General features: G+C 58.1%; 18 protein-coding genes and 1 pseudogene. 9 read left to right on the forward strand and 10 right to left on the reverse strand.

The features are described from left to right. Window positions 1–33: 33 nt before the first annotated feature. From QQS53_RS11790 to QQS53_RS11805, 4 genes are all read right to left on the reverse strand, one after another. A complete protein-coding gene (locus tag QQS53_RS11790; RefSeq protein ID WP_472775999.1) occupies window positions 34–306 on the reverse strand; it encodes a hypothetical protein in 273 nt (90 codons plus the stop codon). A 648-nt stretch (window positions 307–954) separates the two neighbouring features. Further along, entirely contained in the window at window positions 955–1,827 is an 873-nt protein-coding gene (locus QQS53_RS11795; protein WP_472776000.1) for a hypothetical protein, read from the reverse strand. A gap of 276 nt (window positions 1,828–2,103) precedes the next feature. After that, the gene (locus QQS53_RS11800; RefSeq protein ID WP_472776001.1) at window positions 2,104–2,787 is read right to left on the reverse strand and encodes a hypothetical protein; all 684 of its coding nucleotides are present in this window, start codon (window positions 2,785–2,787) and stop codon (window positions 2,104–2,106) included. Window positions 2,788–2,826: 39 nt separating this feature from the next. Then, window positions 2,827–4,011 (reverse strand): LGFP repeat-containing protein, encoded by a 1,185-nt coding sequence (locus QQS53_RS11805; RefSeq protein ID WP_472776002.1) that lies wholly within the window; start codon window positions 4,009–4,011, stop codon window positions 2,827–2,829. A 187-nt stretch (window positions 4,012–4,198) separates the two neighbouring features. On the opposite strand from QQS53_RS11805, the gene QQS53_RS11810 reads away from it, so the two are divergent. Together QQS53_RS11810 and QQS53_RS11815 are read left to right on the forward strand one after the other, a co-directional pair. Beyond that, entirely contained in the window at window positions 4,199–4,636 is a 438-nt protein-coding gene (locus QQS53_RS11810) for a trypsin-like serine protease (protein ID WP_472776003.1), read from the forward strand. A 655-nt stretch (window positions 4,637–5,291) separates the two neighbouring features. Beyond that, window positions 5,292–5,549, forward strand: coding sequence for a hypothetical protein (locus QQS53_RS11815; protein WP_472776004.1), 258 nt, complete (start codon window positions 5,292–5,294; stop codon window positions 5,547–5,549). Between the two features lie 111 nt (window positions 5,550–5,660). Here QQS53_RS11815 and QQS53_RS11820 read toward each other — a convergent pair. Next, a pseudogene (locus QQS53_RS11820) lies at window positions 5,661–6,394 on the reverse strand (replication initiation protein); the annotation flags it as partial. Between the two features lie 378 nt (window positions 6,395–6,772). Between QQS53_RS11820 and QQS53_RS11825 the strand changes: the two are divergent. After that, complete coding sequence (locus QQS53_RS11825) at window positions 6,773–7,771, forward strand: sensor histidine kinase (RefSeq protein ID WP_472776005.1); 999 nt, start codon at window positions 6,773–6,775, stop codon at window positions 7,769–7,771. Further along, entirely contained in the window at window positions 7,764–8,438 is a 675-nt protein-coding gene (locus tag QQS53_RS11830) for a response regulator (RefSeq protein WP_472776006.1), read from the forward strand. The genes QQS53_RS11825 and QQS53_RS11830 overlap by 8 nt, the downstream gene beginning before the upstream one ends. Before the next feature lie 81 nt (window positions 8,439–8,519). On the opposite strand, the gene gyrB is transcribed toward QQS53_RS11830, so the two are convergent. From gyrB to dnaA, 5 genes are all read right to left on the reverse strand, one after another. Next, a complete protein-coding gene (gene gyrB / locus QQS53_RS11835; protein ID WP_472776007.1) occupies window positions 8,520–10,592 on the reverse strand; it encodes a DNA topoisomerase (ATP-hydrolyzing) subunit B in 2,073 nt (690 codons plus the stop codon). Between the two features lie 114 nt (window positions 10,593–10,706). Then, window positions 10,707–11,411, reverse strand: coding sequence for a DciA family protein (locus QQS53_RS11840; protein WP_472776008.1), 705 nt, complete (start codon window positions 11,409–11,411; stop codon window positions 10,707–10,709). Beyond that, window positions 11,411–12,595 carry a DNA replication/repair protein RecF gene (gene recF, locus QQS53_RS11845; RefSeq protein ID WP_472776009.1) on the reverse strand — a complete coding sequence of 395 codons (1,185 nt, stop codon included), beginning with the start codon at window positions 12,593–12,595 and terminating at the stop codon, window positions 11,411–11,413. The genes QQS53_RS11840 and recF overlap by 1 nt, the downstream gene beginning before the upstream one ends. Window positions 12,596–12,620: 25 nt before the next feature. Beyond that, entirely contained in the window at window positions 12,621–13,811 is a 1,191-nt protein-coding gene (dnaN, locus tag QQS53_RS11850; protein ID WP_448871349.1) for a DNA polymerase III subunit beta, read from the reverse strand. A gap of 719 nt (window positions 13,812–14,530) precedes the next feature. Then, the gene (gene dnaA, locus QQS53_RS11855; protein ID WP_472776010.1) at window positions 14,531–16,198 is read right to left on the reverse strand and encodes a chromosomal replication initiator protein DnaA; all 1,668 of its coding nucleotides are present in this window, start codon (window positions 16,196–16,198) and stop codon (window positions 14,531–14,533) included. Window positions 16,199–16,858: 660 nt separating this feature from the next. Between dnaA and rpmH the strand changes: the two genes are divergently transcribed. The 5 genes from rpmH to rsmG are packed head-to-tail and all read left to right on the forward strand — an operon-like array spanning window position 16,859 to window position 19,274. After that, entirely contained in the window at window positions 16,859–17,002 is a 144-nt protein-coding gene (gene rpmH / locus QQS53_RS11860; protein ID WP_035106118.1) for a 50S ribosomal protein L34, read from the forward strand. Between the two features lie 5 nt (window positions 17,003–17,007). Further along, window positions 17,008–17,364 (forward strand): ribonuclease P protein component, encoded by a 357-nt coding sequence (gene rnpA / locus QQS53_RS11865; RefSeq protein ID WP_472776011.1) that lies wholly within the window; start codon window positions 17,008–17,010, stop codon window positions 17,362–17,364. Beyond that, window positions 17,352–17,621, forward strand: a complete 270-nt coding sequence (gene yidD, locus QQS53_RS11870; protein ID WP_472776012.1) for a membrane protein insertion efficiency factor YidD — start codon at window positions 17,352–17,354, stop codon at window positions 17,619–17,621. Before rnpA ends, yidD begins: the two co-directional genes overlap by 13 nt. A gap of 12 nt (window positions 17,622–17,633) precedes the next feature. Then, window positions 17,634–18,611, forward strand: coding sequence for a membrane protein insertase YidC (gene yidC, locus QQS53_RS11875; RefSeq protein WP_472776013.1), 978 nt, complete (start codon window positions 17,634–17,636; stop codon window positions 18,609–18,611). 54 nt (window positions 18,612–18,665) lie between these two features. Next, the gene (rsmG, locus tag QQS53_RS11880; RefSeq protein WP_472776014.1) at window positions 18,666–19,274 is read left to right on the forward strand and encodes a 16S rRNA (guanine(527)-N(7))-methyltransferase RsmG; all 609 of its coding nucleotides are present in this window, start codon (window positions 18,666–18,668) and stop codon (window positions 19,272–19,274) included. Window positions 19,275–19,279 lie beyond the last annotated feature (5 nt).

The following is a 19,279-nucleotide window of genomic DNA, read 5'->3' on the forward strand; positions in this document are numbered from 1 at the left end:
ACCACCAGTAAAAAAGAAATAGCTGCCTAACCACTAGGTAGCTCCACTACGTGTCCACGATTTGCGGGCAACCCCACTCGGAGCGACCGCCTTATTAAACCAATCCTCAACCGTTTTTCCCGACACGATCGCACCATTATCAGCACCCAAAAACGCCGACACCCCAGCCACGTTTTCACCCCGAATCCACACCGACGCCGGCCGCTTTCCATCCTCGGAATAATACGAATCCGACCCCCGATCCTCATCAACCGTGGACTGATAATAGGCCACCGAATGCGCACCCATCTTCGCGATCGTCAGCACACCCGCCACCTCCTCTAACCAGCACGGTGAGCATCAGAACACCCCTAGGCACTTCTAGTGCAAATGTGCCATGGGATTAATCGCGGCAGCGACCATGAGTCGTGGTCAGAGGTGTGAACATCTGCGAGCAGATAGCAGGGCGCTTGTGTCACGCGATGTGCTGGCGCATTTGCGTATCAGTATGAGCAACAGAGCGCGTTCAAAACGTTAGGGTGCGCACGCGCAATCGAGCACCAGGACGTGACAATCACACGGGGCAAGGAAGTCTCGCGGGCGCGACTTCTGCGGCAGCACGAAACCTATAACTAGACCTACACATAACGAATTATTCGTCGCATCCGGTTTTCAACAACTCATCACACTTGATTGCACATACCGAGAGTTTTATTAGCTAGCGACCTACTGCGGATGCTCTTCGCTATAACGCAGCAAGGTTTCCGCAACAATCTGGGCTCCAAGCAAAGCTTCGTCACGCAGCTGTGCTTCGGAGTACTCAACCCCTTGATGATTCGATGCTCCGCGTGGATAACACTCGCAGTCTGCTGATCTGCACGAAAGACAACCAGCCACAGCGCACGATTATTAAAGTCGCTGATCCAATTAGGGTGTACTCTTTTTGTTCATTATGGATACATAATGAACAAGTCTTTACTTCATCTGCTCACTGTATGAAGCGCGTGATATGGAGGAGATTCCGCAGGCACTATCTGAGCATGCGTTCTTTTCGTAACTCAAGCGGGCTGTGATTTCTTCTGGGGCGTCCCATCGGCGGATTTCAATAGAGTCCTTGCGACGAATTCCGAAAAGCGCCTCAGCTGAAAAATTAACTGGCACAAAACTTTTCTCATGGAACTCCGGAATTGTTCCAGTGAGCTCCGGAGGTTTAGTGTCGCGGTGGTTGATAAATACGTTGCCGTTAGTGTCAATGACACCATTCTCGCCCAACGGTAGGCTTCGTGTAACAGCAAAGTCTTTAGGAAGAACCATGGAAAAATGGCTGACCTTCTGTGTTACCAACTCATCATCGTCACTGATTCGGACCTCAAACGACTTAAAAGGAGTGACCTCTCCTGTTGTTCGTCCCTCTAGGACCTCGAATACGCCGTTACCCAAATAGTTGACGTGAGGATATTTGAAATCCGGGATAGAGGTGTCATAACCGCGGGGGAAATCAATAGTTTTTACGGAACCATCGCTGCGGACCAACACGAGGTCCTTCTTGTGGCGTTCGCCTTCATAAGAATCTCCGACGACAAGTGCGGCGTCCTCTCCTACGGCAAGGGAGTGCGGAACGGTTGGAATCGGTTCCTTGAATGTTGATTGTCCGTGAAATACAACAAGGGAGTGGTGGAATTCAGCCGAATCGGAATCGTTTACGATGCCTACGGTTAAATTTCCTTCAGGAGAACCGCCATAGAACGAGACGGGACTTCTCTCTAGAAAGCAAGCTTTTTCTTCACCTGATCCGAGATCCTTTATTGAGTCTGGAAAATAGCCGTAACTTCCTTCGCGGGTGGTCAAGGCTACGGGGGTCCAGCTTCCTTTACCCTGCGATGAGGCAAGACGCTGCCCAGAGGAGGAGTACAAGTAATAAGTGTTGTGGATACTTGAAGGATAAGGCTCAACCACGGGGCCATAGGAGACTACGAAGTTTCCGGGAGAGGCCCAGGCTTGTTTGTCTCCAGTAGATCGCTCGACGTCTGTGCACCCCGCAAGAACTAGGCACGCAGCTGGTACAACCAGCCAGGGAAAGCTGTGTTTTCTCGAGAGCATCTTTCTCATCTGAAGGTTCCAGTACTATTCGTAGTCTTCTACGAACGGGCTATCTCTGACATCGTCTGGATAGACTCCTGGTCCTCCGTTTTTGTCCAAGTCAATATCATTTTTAGAAGCGTACATGTATGCAGCCCAAACTAGAGAAGAACAATTGAAAGAGTCACCGTCGACATTTCTGTTGAAAGCGAAGTTGTACCGATATCCTGCCCCAGGGGAATTATACCCTGCTCCAGCCTTGCTAGCTGCCCATCTTGCTGCAGAATTTCTTATTTCCTGGGACGCGTTGACTGTCTGCTTACGGAGGTTCCTTAGCCGCGGAGCATGGGTTCTTCGGGGATCTCCGTTTTCAAAGTTTTGACGTCGTTTCACCCCTGCTGTTGAGTCATCCTGTCCGGACAAAGAACTGCTGCCCACTGCCCCCGAGGCTTCAACAGTGTCGTTTTTCGAGTTATCGCTAGCATGGGGATCGCCAACAAAAATTCCATTGTGCCCATGATTTACACGAGCAGTTGTCGCGTCAGAATAGAATATATCTCCTCGATTTTTGGGATTAATAGGATCTACATCCGTACCTTCAGGCAGGCCCCCTGACTGTAAGGATATAATTTCCAGCTCATACCTGTCGTTGTATTCGATTAACTCATTAAGCGCATCAGCGAAAGCTTTCTTTACATCGCTCTGTTTAGTGAACTTTATGTAGTCCATTCCATCCGCATATACTTGGCGTGCGTCAAGATGTCCATGCTAATTACCGGGCATAAAATCTACGATTTTCTGGACTACATCGCCGTACCCCGTTAAAGTTTTATGCTCAAATTTTTGACTAATTTTCACATCATTAGCGGACTCAACGGCATCTTCTACAGGGTATCCGTAGCTACTTTTTTCGAAACCAGCTTTACCCCACTCTATGAGGATAGAACCGAGAACAGCATGTGCCCCATGTCGTGGAGTCCAGTAGATCATTCCGCGCTCGAAGACGTTGTAGCGTCCGACACCGTCCGGGGTGGTTAGCTCATCGCTGATCGGGTAGCCGAGTTCACTGTTTTGGGCTCCCATGGATTGCCATTTGTCATAAATTCGGCCTTGGATGCTGGCCTGAGTTGCCGGCAATGCATTGTGGGTGTAAACATGTCCGCCTTGGAAGTCTTGCTTAAACCACTGGTTTCTTAAAGCCATATCGCTGCTAGTGGGGTACCCAAGGAAGCCCTTTTCCCAGCCATGACGCTCCCAGACTTTAGCTACTGGGAGACTAACTGTATGTGCTCCTGTCTTGGGGTGCCAGTAGATATATCCATTGACAAACTCAGAACGCTTTCCTATTCCGTCTGGATTGGTGAGCTCATTAGACTTTGGCAGAAGAAGGAAGCTGGTCGGGCCGCCTACCTTATCGTATTTTTCTTTAATTAAACCGCATACTTCAAAGGAGGAAGGCCAGTACACTTTACACCCTGGCCGAGCATTCAGCGTTGGAGTATCAGGGCTGGCAAGTTGCGCTTCTCGTATTTCTGCCTTGTCGGCTTCGTGCTTGTCGATACCGGCAGGAATTTCTTCTCTGTCGGAGCGCATTTGACCAGGAATAACTTCACTGTTGGGATTAGTAGTCGGATGCCATTCTTTCAGCCCTTGCGGGTTGAGCTCTTCATTTGTGGCTTGGTTGATTTCATACCCTTCTGCCCCTGGAGGGGTTGGGATGCCCCACTGAGCAAACGGACCATCGACTACTTGCGGCGAAGTCGTATCACGGTGATCAGAGGGGTAAAAATCGTTGTCGACAGACGGCGTTTCAGATGCTTGAATTTTTGATTGTTGTTCATCGCGAATCGATGATCCCAGAAGTGATGATTGCGCGACTGCAGTACCGGGAGTGGCACTGATTAATAAGCTTGCTGAGACGAAAGCAAGGAGTTTGCGTGAGAGAGCTTTCATGGCGGATCCGTAGATGAGAGTGAAACAAGGAGTTGTTCTACTAGGTCAGCTTATAGCCTGGTGGCAGGCTACGCTGGTTAAGTGAAAAAGTTCTCCTTTCTAATCTCGTGGGGTACCGATGAAAATAGTTAAACTCGGTCTTTCTTCTCTAGCCTGCGCATTTACTGCGCTAGGAGCTTGTTCTGCCGTGGCTGTCGCTGCAGATAATGACTTCGCTTCATTACAGGCAAGCAGTACTGTGCCGGTGAATGATAATCGTATTGCGGCATTGTGGTCAGTAACTCCAAGTTTGGATGACTCACAGCAACAACGCGTTCGACGTGATTGCACGGCAAGCTATATAGGGGACAACTTCTGGTTGACCGCGCATCACCGTGTGTCTAATTCACCTTTTATGGATGGTTTTCTCCGCCAATCAGATGGTGAAGTAGCAGGTATCGCTACTATCTATACCAAGTCTTCTACCGAAGATGTTGCGCTTATTAAAGTCGGTGACGGAATCAATGCCGATTCATTTACCCTGGCCACAGAGCCGCTGAAGATCTGGGATCAAGCCGTACTTACCGGTTATGGTCAACCCCAGGACTATGCTTCTTCAGCGTCAACAGTCATTTCCGAAAAGTAGACTCCCTGAACTTCGGAAACGTTACGTATACCGATCTGCTCAAAGGAAAATGATCAACGGACTCACGATCCTGCGGCGGAGATTCAGGAGCACCTATCTACAAAAACAACACTCTCTACGCAGTACACACTGCCGGCGGATTCAACCCAGAATGTATCGATGGGAAAGATAGGCCCATGTGGCATACAAACCTCCCCCCGAGGGCTGACTGGGTACATGAAACCATCCACTCTAACGTGAGACTTTCCCCTCAAGAAAAAGTTAAAGCAGAAAACGGCCTTAAGTATGCTCCTCCTGCAGCTCATCTGCCCGTTGAGCCCCATGGCCCAGACACTCATAAAGAAACACGAAAGAGCTCTTCTGATATGTCCTCGCTATCAAGCTCGAGTCATTTTTAAAACATCAATACCCCGAGTAAAAGAAGTATGCTCTATATAGTTCCTGGAATACTAGTTGGAATAATTTTTTATCTTATTCTTACAGTAGTGAGCTGGTTCCTTGGGAGTGTATGGCCAAAGAATCAACGACTACATGCACATAGTCGTCTTGCTATCCATTGTCTAGCCGCTATAACGTTTACTATTTTCCTTGTTGTTTCCGGTGGCGGCGGGAATTGGGCTACTCACTTGCAGATTAGCGGTTTCCTATTTGCTGGATGTATGTTGAGCTTCATAACATCAATCCGAGACAACCCTCGTCCTCAGCAAAAAGAAACAGGCAAGTACCTGACGAAAAGTGGAGACAAAAACTCTATTTCTCAGCTATAAGTAACAATGCCAACACCAGTCCTGGGCGATTCTCTGAACTGCTCTCGATCGCTCTAGGCGCTGCCATCGGCGTACTGCTTGCCGACCCCATGACCGTCATAGACAGCTGGACGGAGCTGCTCGATCTGCTCGTCTTCTGGCGCTAGCGGCAACACACTATTGGCACTCTTAGTGACACCGGAGCATAATTCATCCAACCTAATCTTGTTAAGAGAGGTTTTACTTAACTGCCTAACGGCAGGGGAACCGTATATTGCTTATGGTGTGACCCCCTCCTCCGGTATTGCCCCTTCAGATCGGGGCGCTCTCAGATGTCGTTTCACGGTTGCCTCTGACAATCCTGTTTCAGTCATGATCTCTCGTCGTGTAGGGAGGCAGTCCATCTCAAGCCAAAAAGCCGTCTCAAACTGGCCAACAGATTGCTTATTAGTAAGCCCTGTACTTCCTTGCGTTTGTGTTTCTTTTTCATAACTCTTAATCGGCCTTGTGCGTAATCGCCATCAGGGTCGGTTTTCCTGCGTTGTACGGCTTTCTGCCCACGCTTGCGACCCATGGTGGCGAGTGCTTTACGCTCGCTGCTGGTAGCTTTACCTGGAGCACTAGAGCCGGTGTAGGCATCACCCTTGGACTGAGCACGTAGCCGCGCACGCGACGTGCCATGGTCTGGCGGTCGCGCATGGGCGGCATCTCACTGTAACGGCCTGCTCCGCCGTGGGTCTGAGCGACGTTGTAGGCATGCTCGTGTGCGTCGATAATCGCCGCATCAGTCAGGCGCTGCCCTTGCTGGCGCAAGCGGTGGCCGGTCTTGAGCGCATGCCGGAAAGCGGTTTCGTCACGTGCCGCCTCACCCTGGGGTAATCCACAGCACGCGCACCCCGTCATTAAACTCCCGATCGTACTGGTCTAGTCCCCCGGCGATTTCAGCATCCACGTCCCGGACAAGGGCTTTAAATGCCTGGGCCTCCTCGGGGCGAGTCTTGACCGCTTTGGTTATTGTCCTTGCGTGTAGCCCAGGTGACGCATCCGCCTGGGGCTTCGTTGTCTTCTGCATGGTTACAAGTTCACTCCGCGGCAGCCGGATAAAACAGGGCGCTAGGTGGCCTAGTTGTTGGGGAGTTAGCTCTACTGTGCTGGCGGCTAAAACCTAATAAGCTTTCTAAGCATCATGGAGCACTCATCAGTCTTCGCCGGATTTCATCCCGCACCGTGGAAACTCGTAGCTAGCGGGCATACGTGGCGTGCGCTGGGGATTAGTTTTGTCCTGGCTATGGCTGCGCTACCGATGGTGCTCTGCTCTGTTGTGTTGCTGCCCTGGCTCCCGCTTGTCGGACGCGCGGTAGCCGCGCTAGGGCGGGCGGGCGCGGGTGGAATGGGGATCGACATTGCTCCCCGGCCAAGAAAGGGGATGATAAACGGCCCGCAGCTTATCCATCTGGTAATTCAAATTCTGCTGGCCACAGTCAGTCTGATCGTGTGGTTTGCCGCGATGCTTGTCATCCCGTTGTTATTTGCCATGCCGTTCATCTTTTTAAGCTCGATCGACAGCAGGTTTGAGGTGGGTTTATGGTCGACCGACAACCCGGCCCTGGTCGCCGCGGCGTGCTGGCCGCTAGGGATAGTCTTGTTTATCGTCCTGCTCTACGGGAGCTGGGGTATCACCGGCCTGTCAGTTAAAGCCACCTCAGTCCTACTCAGCCCGAACCAGCAGGAACTGGACTCTCTGCTCGCTTCGCGCGCTACCGTCATCGACGCCTTCGACGGCGAACGCCAGCGCATAGAGCGGGAACTACACGATGGCCCGCAGCAATACCTGACTGCGCTGCAGTTAAACCTATCCACCTTAGAGCTGGCGCTGCAGTCTGATCGCGACCCCGAGAAGGCTCTGCGCTCTGCGCGGCACAATGCGAGTGAGGCCCTGGCGAGCCTCCGCGCCACGGTCCGCGGGATCTCGCCCCAGGTCCTTTACGATGAGGGCTTGCAGGCTGCCATCGACGAGTTGCTGGTGCATAGCGGCCTGGATACGACTCGCTCTTTTTCCGGCCGCGAACGCGGGCTAGACGCCACCTCGGCCCTACTGGCCTACCACTGTGTGGCCGAAGCGTTGACCAATGCCACGAAGCACGGTAAAGCCCAGCGCGTGGCGGTGCGTGTCGAATGGATGGCAGACTCCGTCCTCGTCTCCATCGCAGACGACGGACAAGGCCCGCCGGCCACCCCGAGCACCTCCGGCACCGGTCTAGTGGGACTGCGGGAACGGGCGGCTGACCTGCACGGTACGTTGAATCTACTGCCCGATGTCCGACTTGGTGGGGCACGCCTCGAACTCACCGTGCCCTATCGCAACCTACAGGAGCGAAAAGATGACTAAGACCGATTCCTCTACCCAGCCGTTAACCATCGTGCTGGCGGAAGACTCTGCCCTGTTGCGCGAGGGTCTCCGCGAGCTCTTGTCTGCACTCGGGCACGAGGTGCATACTGCTAACGATGCCGACCATCTCAAACACCAGGTCCGCCAGATCCAACCGGATATCGTGGTCACGGATGTTCGCATGCCCCCAGAACACAGCGATGACGGATTGCGCGCTGCTCACGACCTGCGGAGTGAATGGGAGGCTACCGGGGCCGGTAACCTGCCCGTGGTGGTTTTGTCACAATACGTTGCCGCCAGCTACCTCGATTCCCTACTCGAGCACGGCGGGTTCGGGTACCTGCTGAAAGAACGTATCGCGGACGTAGCTGAACTAAACCGTACCCTGGGCGAGGTAGTAGGTGGTGGAATTGCCGTGGATCCCGAGGTCATTTCTTCGCTTCTGCGATCGCGCCGCTCCGGCATAGCCAACCTCACCCCGCGGGAGACAGAGGTCCTAGAACTCATGGCACGAGGCTTGAGCAACGGCGAAATCCAACAGCGTCTCGTACTTACCGCCGGTGCCGTCAGCAAACACGTGGCCAACGTCTTCATGAAACTGGGCTTTAGCCCCCGAGACGACAACCGCCGCGTCAAAGCCGTGCTGTTGTGGTTGCGTCACCACTAAACGCGTCACTTAAAAGTCCCACCAGCACCTGCACACGCAAAAACGGCAGCAGGAATAGTACTCCCACTGCCGTTGGCCTCCTTAGACGTCGAGGAAACGGACGTCCTTGGCGCGGCGGGTGATAAACGAACGGCGGGCGGAGACGTCGTCGCCCATGAGGATGGAGAACAGCTCATCGGCGCGCTGGGCGTCTTCCAGATCCACGCGACGCAGGATGCGGGTTGTCGGATCCAGGGTGGTCTCCCACAGCTCCTTGGCGTTCATCTCGCCCAGGCCCTTGTAGCGCTGGATGCCGTCGTCCTTGTTGATCTTGCGGCCGGCGTTCAGGCCCTCCTGAAGCAGCTCGTCGCGCTCGTCGTCGGAGAAGGCGTAGCCCGGGGTGCCCTTGGACCACTTCAGCTTGTAGAGCGGCGGGTTAGCCAGGTAGACGTGGCCTTCCTCAACCAGCTGCGGCATGAAACGGAACAGCAGGGTCAGCAGCAGCGTGGCGATGTGCTGGCCATCGACATCGGCGTCGGCCATCAGCACGATCTTGTGGTAGCGCAGCTTGGAGATGTCGAATTCCTCGTGGATACCCGTACCTAGCGCGGTGATGATGGCCTGGACCTCAGCGTTTTTGAGCACCTTGTCCATGCGGGCCTTCTCCACGTTCAGGATCTTGCCGCGCAGCGGCAGGATCGCCTGGTAGAGGGAGTCACGGCCGGCCTTTGCGGAACCACCTGCGGAGTCGCCCTCCACGATGTAGAGCTCCGAAATCTTCGGGTCCTTGGAACGGCAATCGGCCAGCTTGCCGGGCAGGCCGCCCAGGTCGGTGGCGGACTTGCGGCGGACCATCTCGCGGGCCTTGCGGGCGGCCTGGCGCGCGTGCGCCGAGGAGACGGCCTTGTTAATGATGGCCTTGGCCTCCGCCGGGTTGGCGTCGAACCAGTCATTGACGTGCTCGTTAACCGCGCGCTGCACGAAACCCTTGATCTCGGAGTTACCCAGCTTGGTCTTGGTCTGGCCCTCGAACTGCGGGTCCCCCACCTTGACGGAGATGACCGCGGCCAGGCCCTCACGGCAGTCCTCGCCGGAGAGGTTGCCGTCCTTTTCCTTGAGCAGCTTGTGCTCCTTGGCGTAACGGTTCATTAGGGAGGTCAGCGCCGCGCGGAAGCCTTCCTCGTGAGTGCCACCCTCGTAGGTATTAATCGTGTTCGCGAAGGTGTGGACGGACTCCTTGTAGCCCTGGTTCCACTGCAGCGCGACCTCGACCTCGTGGTCCTCACCGATAGCGTCAAAGCTGACGATGGTCGGGTGGATTGCAGTCTTGGTCTTGTTGAGGAACTTCACGTAGTCCACCAGCCCCTCGGGGTAGTGGAACGTGGCCTTCTTCTGCAGCTTTTTCTTCGGCTTGTTCTCCGCCTGCTCCTCGGCGGATTCCGGGTCGGCCGGATCCTCGTTGATGTCGGCGTCGTCGAAGGAGGCGGCATCCAGCTGCGACTCCCCTGACTCGGCCTCGGCGATGGCCTCGAGCTCGAGCTGCTCCTGGGTGACGCGCTCGTCCACCAACTCGATGATCAGGCCCTTGTTCAGGAAGGCCATCTCCTGCAGACGACGCGCGATCGTGTCGTAGTCGTAATCGGTGGTTTCGAAGATCTCCGGATCCGCCCAGAAGCGGACGGTGGTGCCGGTCCCGCGGGCGTTGCCGCCCTCGACCAGGTCCTCCGGGATGGCGTTGACGAAGTTCTGGTACCAGTGCTTCCCGTCGCGCTTGATCTCCGCCTCGACGCGGGTGGACAGCGCGTTAACCACGGAGATACCCACGCCGTGCAGGCCGCCGGAGACCGCGTAGGAATCCGAATCGAACTTGCCGCCGGCGTGCAGCTGGGTCATGACCACCTGCACGGTGGGCGCGCCGGAAGCGTGCATGGAGACCGGGATACCGCGGCCATCATCGATGACCTCTACCCCACCGTCCTTGAGCAGGCGCACGGTTACCTTGGTGGCGTAACCTGCCATCGCCTCATCGACCGAGTTGTCCACGACCTCCCAGATCAGGTGGTGCAGGCCGCGTATGCCGGTGGAACCGATGTACATGCCCGGGCGTTTGCGAACTGCCTCGAGGCCCTCCAGGATCGTAATTGATCCGGCATCATATGCTGGTTGTTCAGCCACGGAACTACGTTCTCCTTTTGGCTATAGCTAGTTTTAAGACCTTTACCATTCTACACTGTGGTCCCCTACTGAAGGCCAGCTAACACGCCTTAAAACCGCCTTTTAAGGGCTAAATTAGCCGTAGGTGTCCTGGGAGCCTTGAGGTTTAACCCACATGCGGCCCTGGTAGTTGCGGTGTTGCTTGGGGCCTACGATCTTCAGCTCGGTGACGACATCGGGGCCGATGGTCTCGGCGATCCGCTTGATGATCTGGCGCTGCAGGTAGCGCAGCTCCGTGGCCCAGTTGGAGTTATCCGTCTGGATGTAGACCGTCTGCCCATCGATCTTCTCTGGCCGGGTGTGCGCGGCGATGCGTTCGCCGACCAGCAGGGCCCAGTGCCCCATGATCCACCCGTGGGCCAGGTCCTGCTGCCACCCGCGCTCGATGATCTCGCGACCCAGCGCCATGCCGAGGCTCGGAACGCCGATGGAGCGTGCCACCCGGCGGCCGTCGGCGCCACTGGGACGGCCCTCCTGGTAGCCCTGGTAATTGTCTATCTCGGTATACCGCTTGAGCGAGGAAATCGAGTGAATATCCCGCTCGTCGCCGGCGTCCTGAGTGTCGTTGTCCGCGTCGCGTTGTGGACGCTCCGCCGAGTTTCCCAGTAATTTGCCGGCAATGCCGGGCACCGAAAGGTCCTCGCGGCCGGGTTCCATCCGCAGCTTGCGGGCCCGGCGAGCCAGCTTGGGCGGGTTCTTGGCCGTCAGGCGAATGCGGTGGAAAAACTCACTGACCGGGTCATCGGGATCAAATTCTTCGCGTTCTACCCAGCGCGCCACTACTGCTCCTCCGAGTCTTCCACGGAATCATCTTCCGCAGAGATTTCCGAGATCCGGCCCTCGTCGGTATCGCGCACGGTGACCTCGTAGCGGTGGATGGTCTCGAGGTTGTCCGGCAGATCCTCGTCCACGGCGGCGGTGATGAGTACCTGTTCGGCGTCGCTGGCTAGGTGCACCAGCTTCTGGCGTCGCTTCGCATCCAGCTCAGCGAAGACATCGTCCAGGATCAGCACCGGGTCACTTCCCTCCTGGCGCAGCAGGTTGAACTCCGCCAAGCGCAGCGCGATGGTGTATGACCAGGTCTCGCCGTGGCTGGCGAAGCCCTTGGCCGGCTGCGGCCCCAGGTTCAGGACGAGATCGTCGCGGTGCGGCCCGACCAGAGAGATGCCGCGTTCGATCTCCCGGTTGCGGGCGTTGCCCAGCTCCGCCAGCAGCACGGCTTCTAAGACCTCGCGGTCGCTGGTGTCGATCGTGGACTTGTAGGTAATCTCCGCCGGGCGCGACTCGGGAGCCAGCCCCGCGTAAGCGGCGGGGATGAGCTCGGACAGGGCATCGACGAGCTCGAGACGGGCGGCAATTACCTGGGCGCCCAGGTGCGCCAGCTGCCCGTCCCACACGTCCAAGGTGGAAAGCGCCGAGGCGCCCTCGTCGTCCTGGTAGCCGCGGCGCAGGGCCGGCGATGCCGACTTCAGCAAGGCGTTGCGTTGCTTGAGCACCTTGTCGTAATCCGCCTTGACCCCGGCTAGCCGCGGGGTGCGTGAGGCGATGATGGTGTCCAAGTAGGCCCGGCGCTCGGCGGGCTCGCCGCGCACCAAGGCCAGATCCTCCGGGCAAAAGAGCACGGTCTTGACCACGCCCAACAGCTCGCGGGGCGAGTTCAGGCGGGTGCGGTTGATCTGCGCCTGGTTCGCGGCATGGGGCTTGAGCAAAAGGTGGGTGGTCAGCTCCCGGCCCTGGTTGACCGCGGTCATGGAGACGCGCGAATTCTGGGCGCCCTGGCGGATGAGCGGGGCGTCGTGGTTGACCCGGTGCGAAGACAGGTGGGCGGTATAGCCCACCGCCTCGACGATATTCGTCTTGCCGAAACCGTTGCGGCCCACGAACAGGGTGATCCCCGGCTCGAGCTGTAAGTGCAGGTTGGGCCAGGAACGGTAGTCCCGCAGATCCAGATCGCGAATATACATGCGTTAGACGCACCCCGCTTTCTGTTTAACCGGGCAGGCGAACCGGCATAAGCAGGTAAGTGAAGTCGGTCTCCGGGGTCGGGAAGTTACCGTCTGCGTCTGCCTCCGGCATGTTTTCAGGTTCCGGGATCATGATGGCCGGCCGGGACGGCTCGGTAAAACCGAAGACCACGCGGTCGGTGTGCACCACGCCCAGGCCATCCTTCAGGTAGCTCGGGTTAAACGCGATGATGAGCTCCGGAACGCCGGAGAAGGCACACGGCAGGGTTTCCTCGGCGGTACCGGAATCCGAACCGCCGGCGGACAGGATCACCTGGCCGGAGGTGAACTGCATGCGGATCTGCGCGTTGCGCTCCGTCAGCAGGGACACGCGCCGGATGGCTTCCTGCAGCGGACCAATCTCGATGGAGGCCATCGCCGTGTGGGTCTTAGGCAGCAGCGGGGCGACGTTCGGGAAGTCCGCGTCCAGCATGCGCGTGGTGGTTTCCCGGCTGTCGGCGTGCAGGCCGAACAGGCCGTCGCCGCCGATGTTCTCGCCGGTACCCACGGCGATCTCGACCGGGGTGTTCAGGCTGGTATCCAGCGTGCGGGCGTTGTCCTGGAGGGTTTTCGCCGGGACCAGGAGCTTGGCCTCGATGCTGTCATCCTCCGGCTCCCATTCCACCGTGCGCATAGCCAGGCGGAAACGGTCCGTGGCCGTGAGGTGAATGGTCTTTCCCTGGATGTCCATGTGCACGCCCGTGAGCATCGGCAGCGTGTCATCCTTACCGGCGGCGGAGGCGACCTGGAAGATCGCGTCCACGAAGAGCTGCGGGTTGATGGTGCCGGTGACCTCCGGCAGCGTCGGCAGCTGCGGGTAATCATCCAGGGGAATAAGCGGCAGCTCGAAGCGAGAGGAGCTACAGGTCAACAAAACCTTGTTGCCGTCCAGGCGCAGGTCCACCGGCTGGTTGGGCAGGTTAGCCACAATCTCAGCGATCAGCTTGCCGGCGACGGCAATTCGGCCGGGGTTTTCCACTTCCGCCGGGATCCGCACGCGCGTGGATACCTCGTAATCAAAGCCGGTAAGTTCCAGTCCCTGCTCGTCAGCGGTGATGAGCATAGCGCGCAGGACAGGCTGCGTGACCTTGGTCGGCAGGTTGCGAGCAACCCAGGCGACTGCGCTGGACAGGTCGTCCTTGGCCACGCGGAATGACACGGAAGAGGAATCATCCATGGTGGGTCTAGCTCCTAGAAATTCGCGAATTATGTAAGTGCTTCCAACTTACCCGATCAGTACCCGCGCTCGATCCGCGGGTTGAACGACATTTTGTCATTCTAGTCCGGGCCGTCTCGGCGGGCGAGGCGAGCCCGAGCCGGACTTTTCACACGCCCCAGTTTTGTTGGATCTCTAGAAATTTAAAGTAGCAATAGTAATAACCGCTGTGGGATCTGTGGATAGCGCCCTAAAAGACAAGTTCGGAGCGCAAATCCGGGCTGTGGGTTCGGCTGTGATCATTCTGTGATCAAATCGGCCGATCTGTGATCAAACTCGGATTCTTGTCATTTGATCACAGGGGCGCGCGGTTTGATCACCGGAATTACACAAATCCCCTCACAGATGAGGCCCGGAGGTGTGTGCCCTGTGTAATTCATTTTGTGAGGCGGATCTATGAATTACAAATCTGTAATTACACAGGTGTGGATAACCGTTGTGGATAAACTTCTCTCCCTGCTGTGAGCTGGTGCGACGCCCAGTGTGAGGCCGGACCGGAAGGGCTGGTGGCGGGCTGCGGGATGTGTAATTCCAAAAGTGGCACCGACTCCGTGTCTGAGTTACTCAGTTACCGAGTTACCGAGTTACCGGGAGGACTAGGCCGGAGGATTAGAGACGCAGAAAGGCCCGCCGTCCCTCGAGGAGATGGCGGGCCTTGGGCTCTGTGTTCTTTGTCGCGGTTAGCTACGCCCGCGGGCCTTGATCCGTTGGGTCAGGGTTTGGATCTCGTCGTAGGTGGCGCGCTTTTCCGTCATTTCCTTGCGGATCTTGCGATCGGCGTACATGACGGTGGTGTGGTCCTTGCCGCCGAAGTGATCGCCGATCTTCGGCAGGGAGAGCTCGGTGAGCTCGCGGCATAGGTACATAGCCAGCTGGCGCGCGTGGGCGACCGTGCGCTTCTTACCGGCGCCGGTCAGCGTGGAGACCTCGATGTCGAAGTACTCGGCGGTCACGTCCATGATGGTGGCCGGGGTGATCTGCGCGTCGGTGGCGTCCGGGGCCAGGTCCCGCAGGGCGATCTCAGCCATCTCGACGTTGATGGGCTCGTTGACCAGAGAAGAATAGGCCGAGACGCGGATGAGCGCGCCCTCCAGCTCACGGATCGAGGACTCGAAGCGGGAGGCGATGAGCTCCAGGACCGCGCGGTCGACGGTGGTGCCGTCGGCGGCCGCCTTCTTCATCAGGATGGCGATGCGCGTTTCCAGGTCCGGTGGCTGAATATCCGTGATGAGCCCGCCCTCAAAGCGGGTGCGCAGGCGGTCCTCCAGGGTGGTCAGCTGCTTGGGCGGGCGGTCAGACGACAAGATGATCTGCTTGTTGGCCTGGTGCAAGGCGTTGAAGGTGTGGAAGAACTCCTCCTGCGTCGACTCCTTGCCCTCCAGGAACTGGATGTCGTCGACCATGAGGATGTCCAGGTTGCGGTAGCGCCGCTTGAAGGACTCCTGGCGGTCGTCGCGCAGGGAGTTGATGTAGTCGTTGGTGAATTCTTCGGAGGAAACGTACTTGACCCGCAGGCCCTTGTGCAGGTACTGCGCGTAATTGCCGGCGGCGTGGAGCAAGTGCGTCTTGCCCAGGCCGGAGCCGCCCCAGATAAACAGGGGGTTGTACGCGCGGGCCGGGTTTTCGGCGACTGCGACGGCCGCGCCGTTGGCGAAGCGGTTGGACGAGCCGATGACGAAGCTGTCGAAGGTGTGCTTCGGGTTCAGCGACTGATCGCGGTTCGGGTCGTGCGCCGGCTCCTCGCGCGGCATCCGGTTGCCGTAGTGCGGCGTCCGCTGCGGTTGCTCCACCGGGGCGGGGGCCTCCGGCTGTTGCTGCTGGTAGTGATCCGCCAGTTCGTCCAGGCTGGCCGGCGCGTGGGTCTGGGACCACGGCTCGCGGCGGTGCGGCTGTTCGCTGAACTCGCGCTGCTCCGGCGCCGGCTGCGTAGCGGTCTGGGAGGTGGCCGGATCCGTGATCTGGTGCGGGAAGTTCGGCATCTTGGTCACGTCCACCTGGTGCAGGCCCGGCTCGGGTTCCGGTTCTGGTTCCGGGGTCTGCTGCGGCGCGGCGGGGGCCTCGGGGGCGGCTACCGTCACGGCCAGGGCGCAGGGGCTGGCCAGGTGCCGGTTGAGGGACTTGGTGATGTAGTGGCCCAGTTCCTGCTCGAGGGTGCGCTTGCCGGTTTCATCGGGCGCGGCGATCAGCGCGTAGCCGTTCATGACCATGATGGGCCGGGCGATTTGCAGGTAGAGCCGCTGGGAGTGGGTAAAGGTTGGTACGTCGGAGTCTGGCTGCTCGGATTGAGCCAGGAGATCATCGACCACAGTTCGCCAGGTGGCGTTTATGTTCGCTTGCGGATCAGACACACCGTTGCCTTTTATTCTCGTTGACGGATAGGGACAGTTAGAAGCCAAAAGCGCGCCGGAGGACGCGCGGATTGCCGAAATTACAGTTTTCCACGGGGTCTTCCACAACGGGATTTTGTGGTTAACCTCGGTCTCCACAGAAGTTTTCACAGGTGTGAAAGATCAGTTTATCCACAGCCTATACGATAGGGTGTGGATAAACTCCACTCGGGTGTTTAACGGTTGTGACCTCGGGAAACTCCGTAAGTCTCAACTATCGATTAAGGGTTATCCACACCCGAGTGCTTTCTGTGGAATATCGATTCTTCATTGATACCCCTTCGATCGCGGCGCTGTCTAGCGGGCGATTTCGTCCCTTCGTGTGTCGCTTCCCGGTGTGGGGGTCACGGTGATGGCACAATCCCAGTAAGACTGGCAAATCTATGGCCTTAGCTGGGCGAAACAACATCTTTGTAATTTCGGGTACCCCTGTGTGTCGATTTGTTCCGAGGTGGGTTCGTCACGTAATCTGTCAGGGTCTATCGCAACTTTATGGTTGCGCGTAAATGCATAACTCGCGCCAAGTTCGCGCGCTTTGGTTGCGCTTTACGGAATCTAATCGTCGTGGAGGCGAGGGTTTGCGCTCTGCGCCTCCACACCCAAATTTCAAGGAGTTTTACCGTGGCAAAGGGAAAGCGGACGTTCCAGCCGAACAACCGTCGTCGTGCGCGCAAGCACGGCTTCCGTACTCGTATGAACACCCGTGCAGGTCGCGCCATCGTGGCCGCACGTCGCAAGAAGGGTCGCGCTAAGCTGACCGCTTAAGACAAGTGCTCCCTAAACCCCATAAGCTCACCTCGCCGGCGCAGTTTCGCCGGACCATCAAAGGCGGGCGCCGGGCTGGGTCACGCACCCTCGTGGTGCATGTCTTAGACACTTCTCACCAGCGTGACGAGATCGCGGTCACAGGTCCGCGGTTCGGGCTGGTGGTCTCGAAAGCCGTCGGGAACGCCGTGGTTCGCCACCGCACCTCCCGGCGGCTTCGCCATGTGTGCCTCGGACTGCTAAACGAACTGCCCGGGCACTACGACGTGGTGATCCGCGCTCTGCCCGCCAGCGGTAACGCCCCGAGCGCCCAGCTGGACGCCGACCTGCGGAAGGCCTTGGCCCGCGCATGCCGTATGTAAATAGCTCCGGGAAAGAAATCCCGGCTGCCCGTGGCGTAGCGAAGCCGTTGGTTGCTATGGTGCGCTTCTACCAAAAACATTTATCAGGCCTTAAACTGGTTTCGACCTGTCGTTTCGAACCGACCTGCAGCGCTTATGCACTCGAAGCTATTTCGGTGCATGGGGCCGTGCGCGGCACCGGGATGGCACTGGCGCGCTTGGCCAAGTGCGGCCCGTGGCATCCCGGCGGGTTTGATCCAGTAAAGAAGAAAACTTAGGAATTCGTTTCAGTGCTTAATATCATCTACTGGCCTATTTCGGCCGTCCTGTGGTTCTGGCACTGGCTGCTGAGCTTCGTGCTCGATCCGGCGGCCGGTATCACCTGGATCCTGGCGATTGTTCTGCTGACGTGGACCTTGAAGGCGATCATGGTTAAGCCGACCATCACGCAGATCAGGTCCTCGCGCCGCATGCAGGAGATCCAGCCGAAGATGCAGGAGATCCGCAGCAAATACGCCAACGACAAGACCAAAGCTGCCGAAGAGATGCAGAAGGTCTACAAGGAGTCGGGCGTCAAGCCGGTGGCCGGCTGTCTGCCGATGTTGGCCCAGATCCCGATGTTCATCGGCCTGTTCCACGTCCTGCGCTCCTTCGACCGAACCGTCTCCGTGGCGGGCGGGCTAGGCCACACGGCCGGCGAGCCGATGACGGTCGAGCAAAACCGCCAGACCGCCAACTACATCTTCAGCCCGGAGCTGGTCCAGCAGTTCCTGGACGCGAAGATCTTCGGCGTTCCGCTGGTGGCCAACCTGCGCGTGAACTCCCCGGTCCTCGAGGACGTCACCGTCGGCCAGGCGGCCGTTATCATCGTGCCGCTGATTGCCATCATTGCGACCCTGACCCACTTCAACGCCCGCATGAGCTTGAACCGCCAGGAGAAGCGCCGCCAGGCCGGCAAGGTTAACGCGCCGGAGGGCGATAACGCGCAGATGATGCAGCAGCAGATGGCTGTCATGAACAAGATGATGCTCTGGGTCATGCCGGGCATGCTGGTCTTTTCCGGCTTCATCTGGCCCATCGGCCTGCTGTTCTACATGCTGGCCAACACCGTCTGGACCTTCGTCCAGACCCGCACCATCTACGCCAAGATGGACGCTGAGGAAGAAGCCGAGGAAGAGGCCAAACGCGAGCTCAAGCGCACCACGGCTCCGAAGCCGGGGGCGCGCAAGAAGGACAACCGCAGCAAGAAGCAGCGCCGTCAGGGCTAGCTCCTTTTGCGGGCTAGTTTCTCAGGAGTACACCACAAGAAAACGGAGATTAGAGTGTCCCAACTGGACCCGTCTGTAGTATTCGGTTCCCGCCTGCCGCTGGCGCAGGCCTACCACGACTCGCTCGCTACGGACGGGTCCACTCGTGGTTTTATCGGCCCCCGCGAGGTGCCGCGCCTCTGGGACCGCCACCTGCTCAATTGCGCCGTGGTCGAAGAGCTCATTGCTGCCGATGCCCGCGTGGTCGACGTCGGCTCCGGCGCCGGCCTGCCGGGCATCCCGCTGGCCATCGCCCGCCCGGATCTGCACCTGGATCTGGTTGAGCCCCTGCTCAAGCGCTACAACTACCTCAACGAGGTGGTAGACCTGCTGGGCCTAGACAACGTCACCGTCTGGCGCGGGCGCGCCGAGGAAGGCCCCATCAAGAAGGCCGTTAGCGGGTGCGACGTGGTGACCTCCCGCGCGGTGGCGCCGCTGGGCAAGCTGGCCAAGTGGTCCCTGCCGCTGGTGCGCACAGGCGGCGAGATGATCGCCTTAAAGGGCGAGTCGGTACGCGACGAGCTCGAGCGGGATGCCGCGGATATTAAGCGGGCCGGCGGCGGTAAAGCCGAGGTCACTACGGTGCGGGGAACCACCGTCATCCGTGTCCCGCGCGTGAACTAGAGTAG

The organism is Corynebacterium sp. 2571A, from assembly GCF_055700935.1.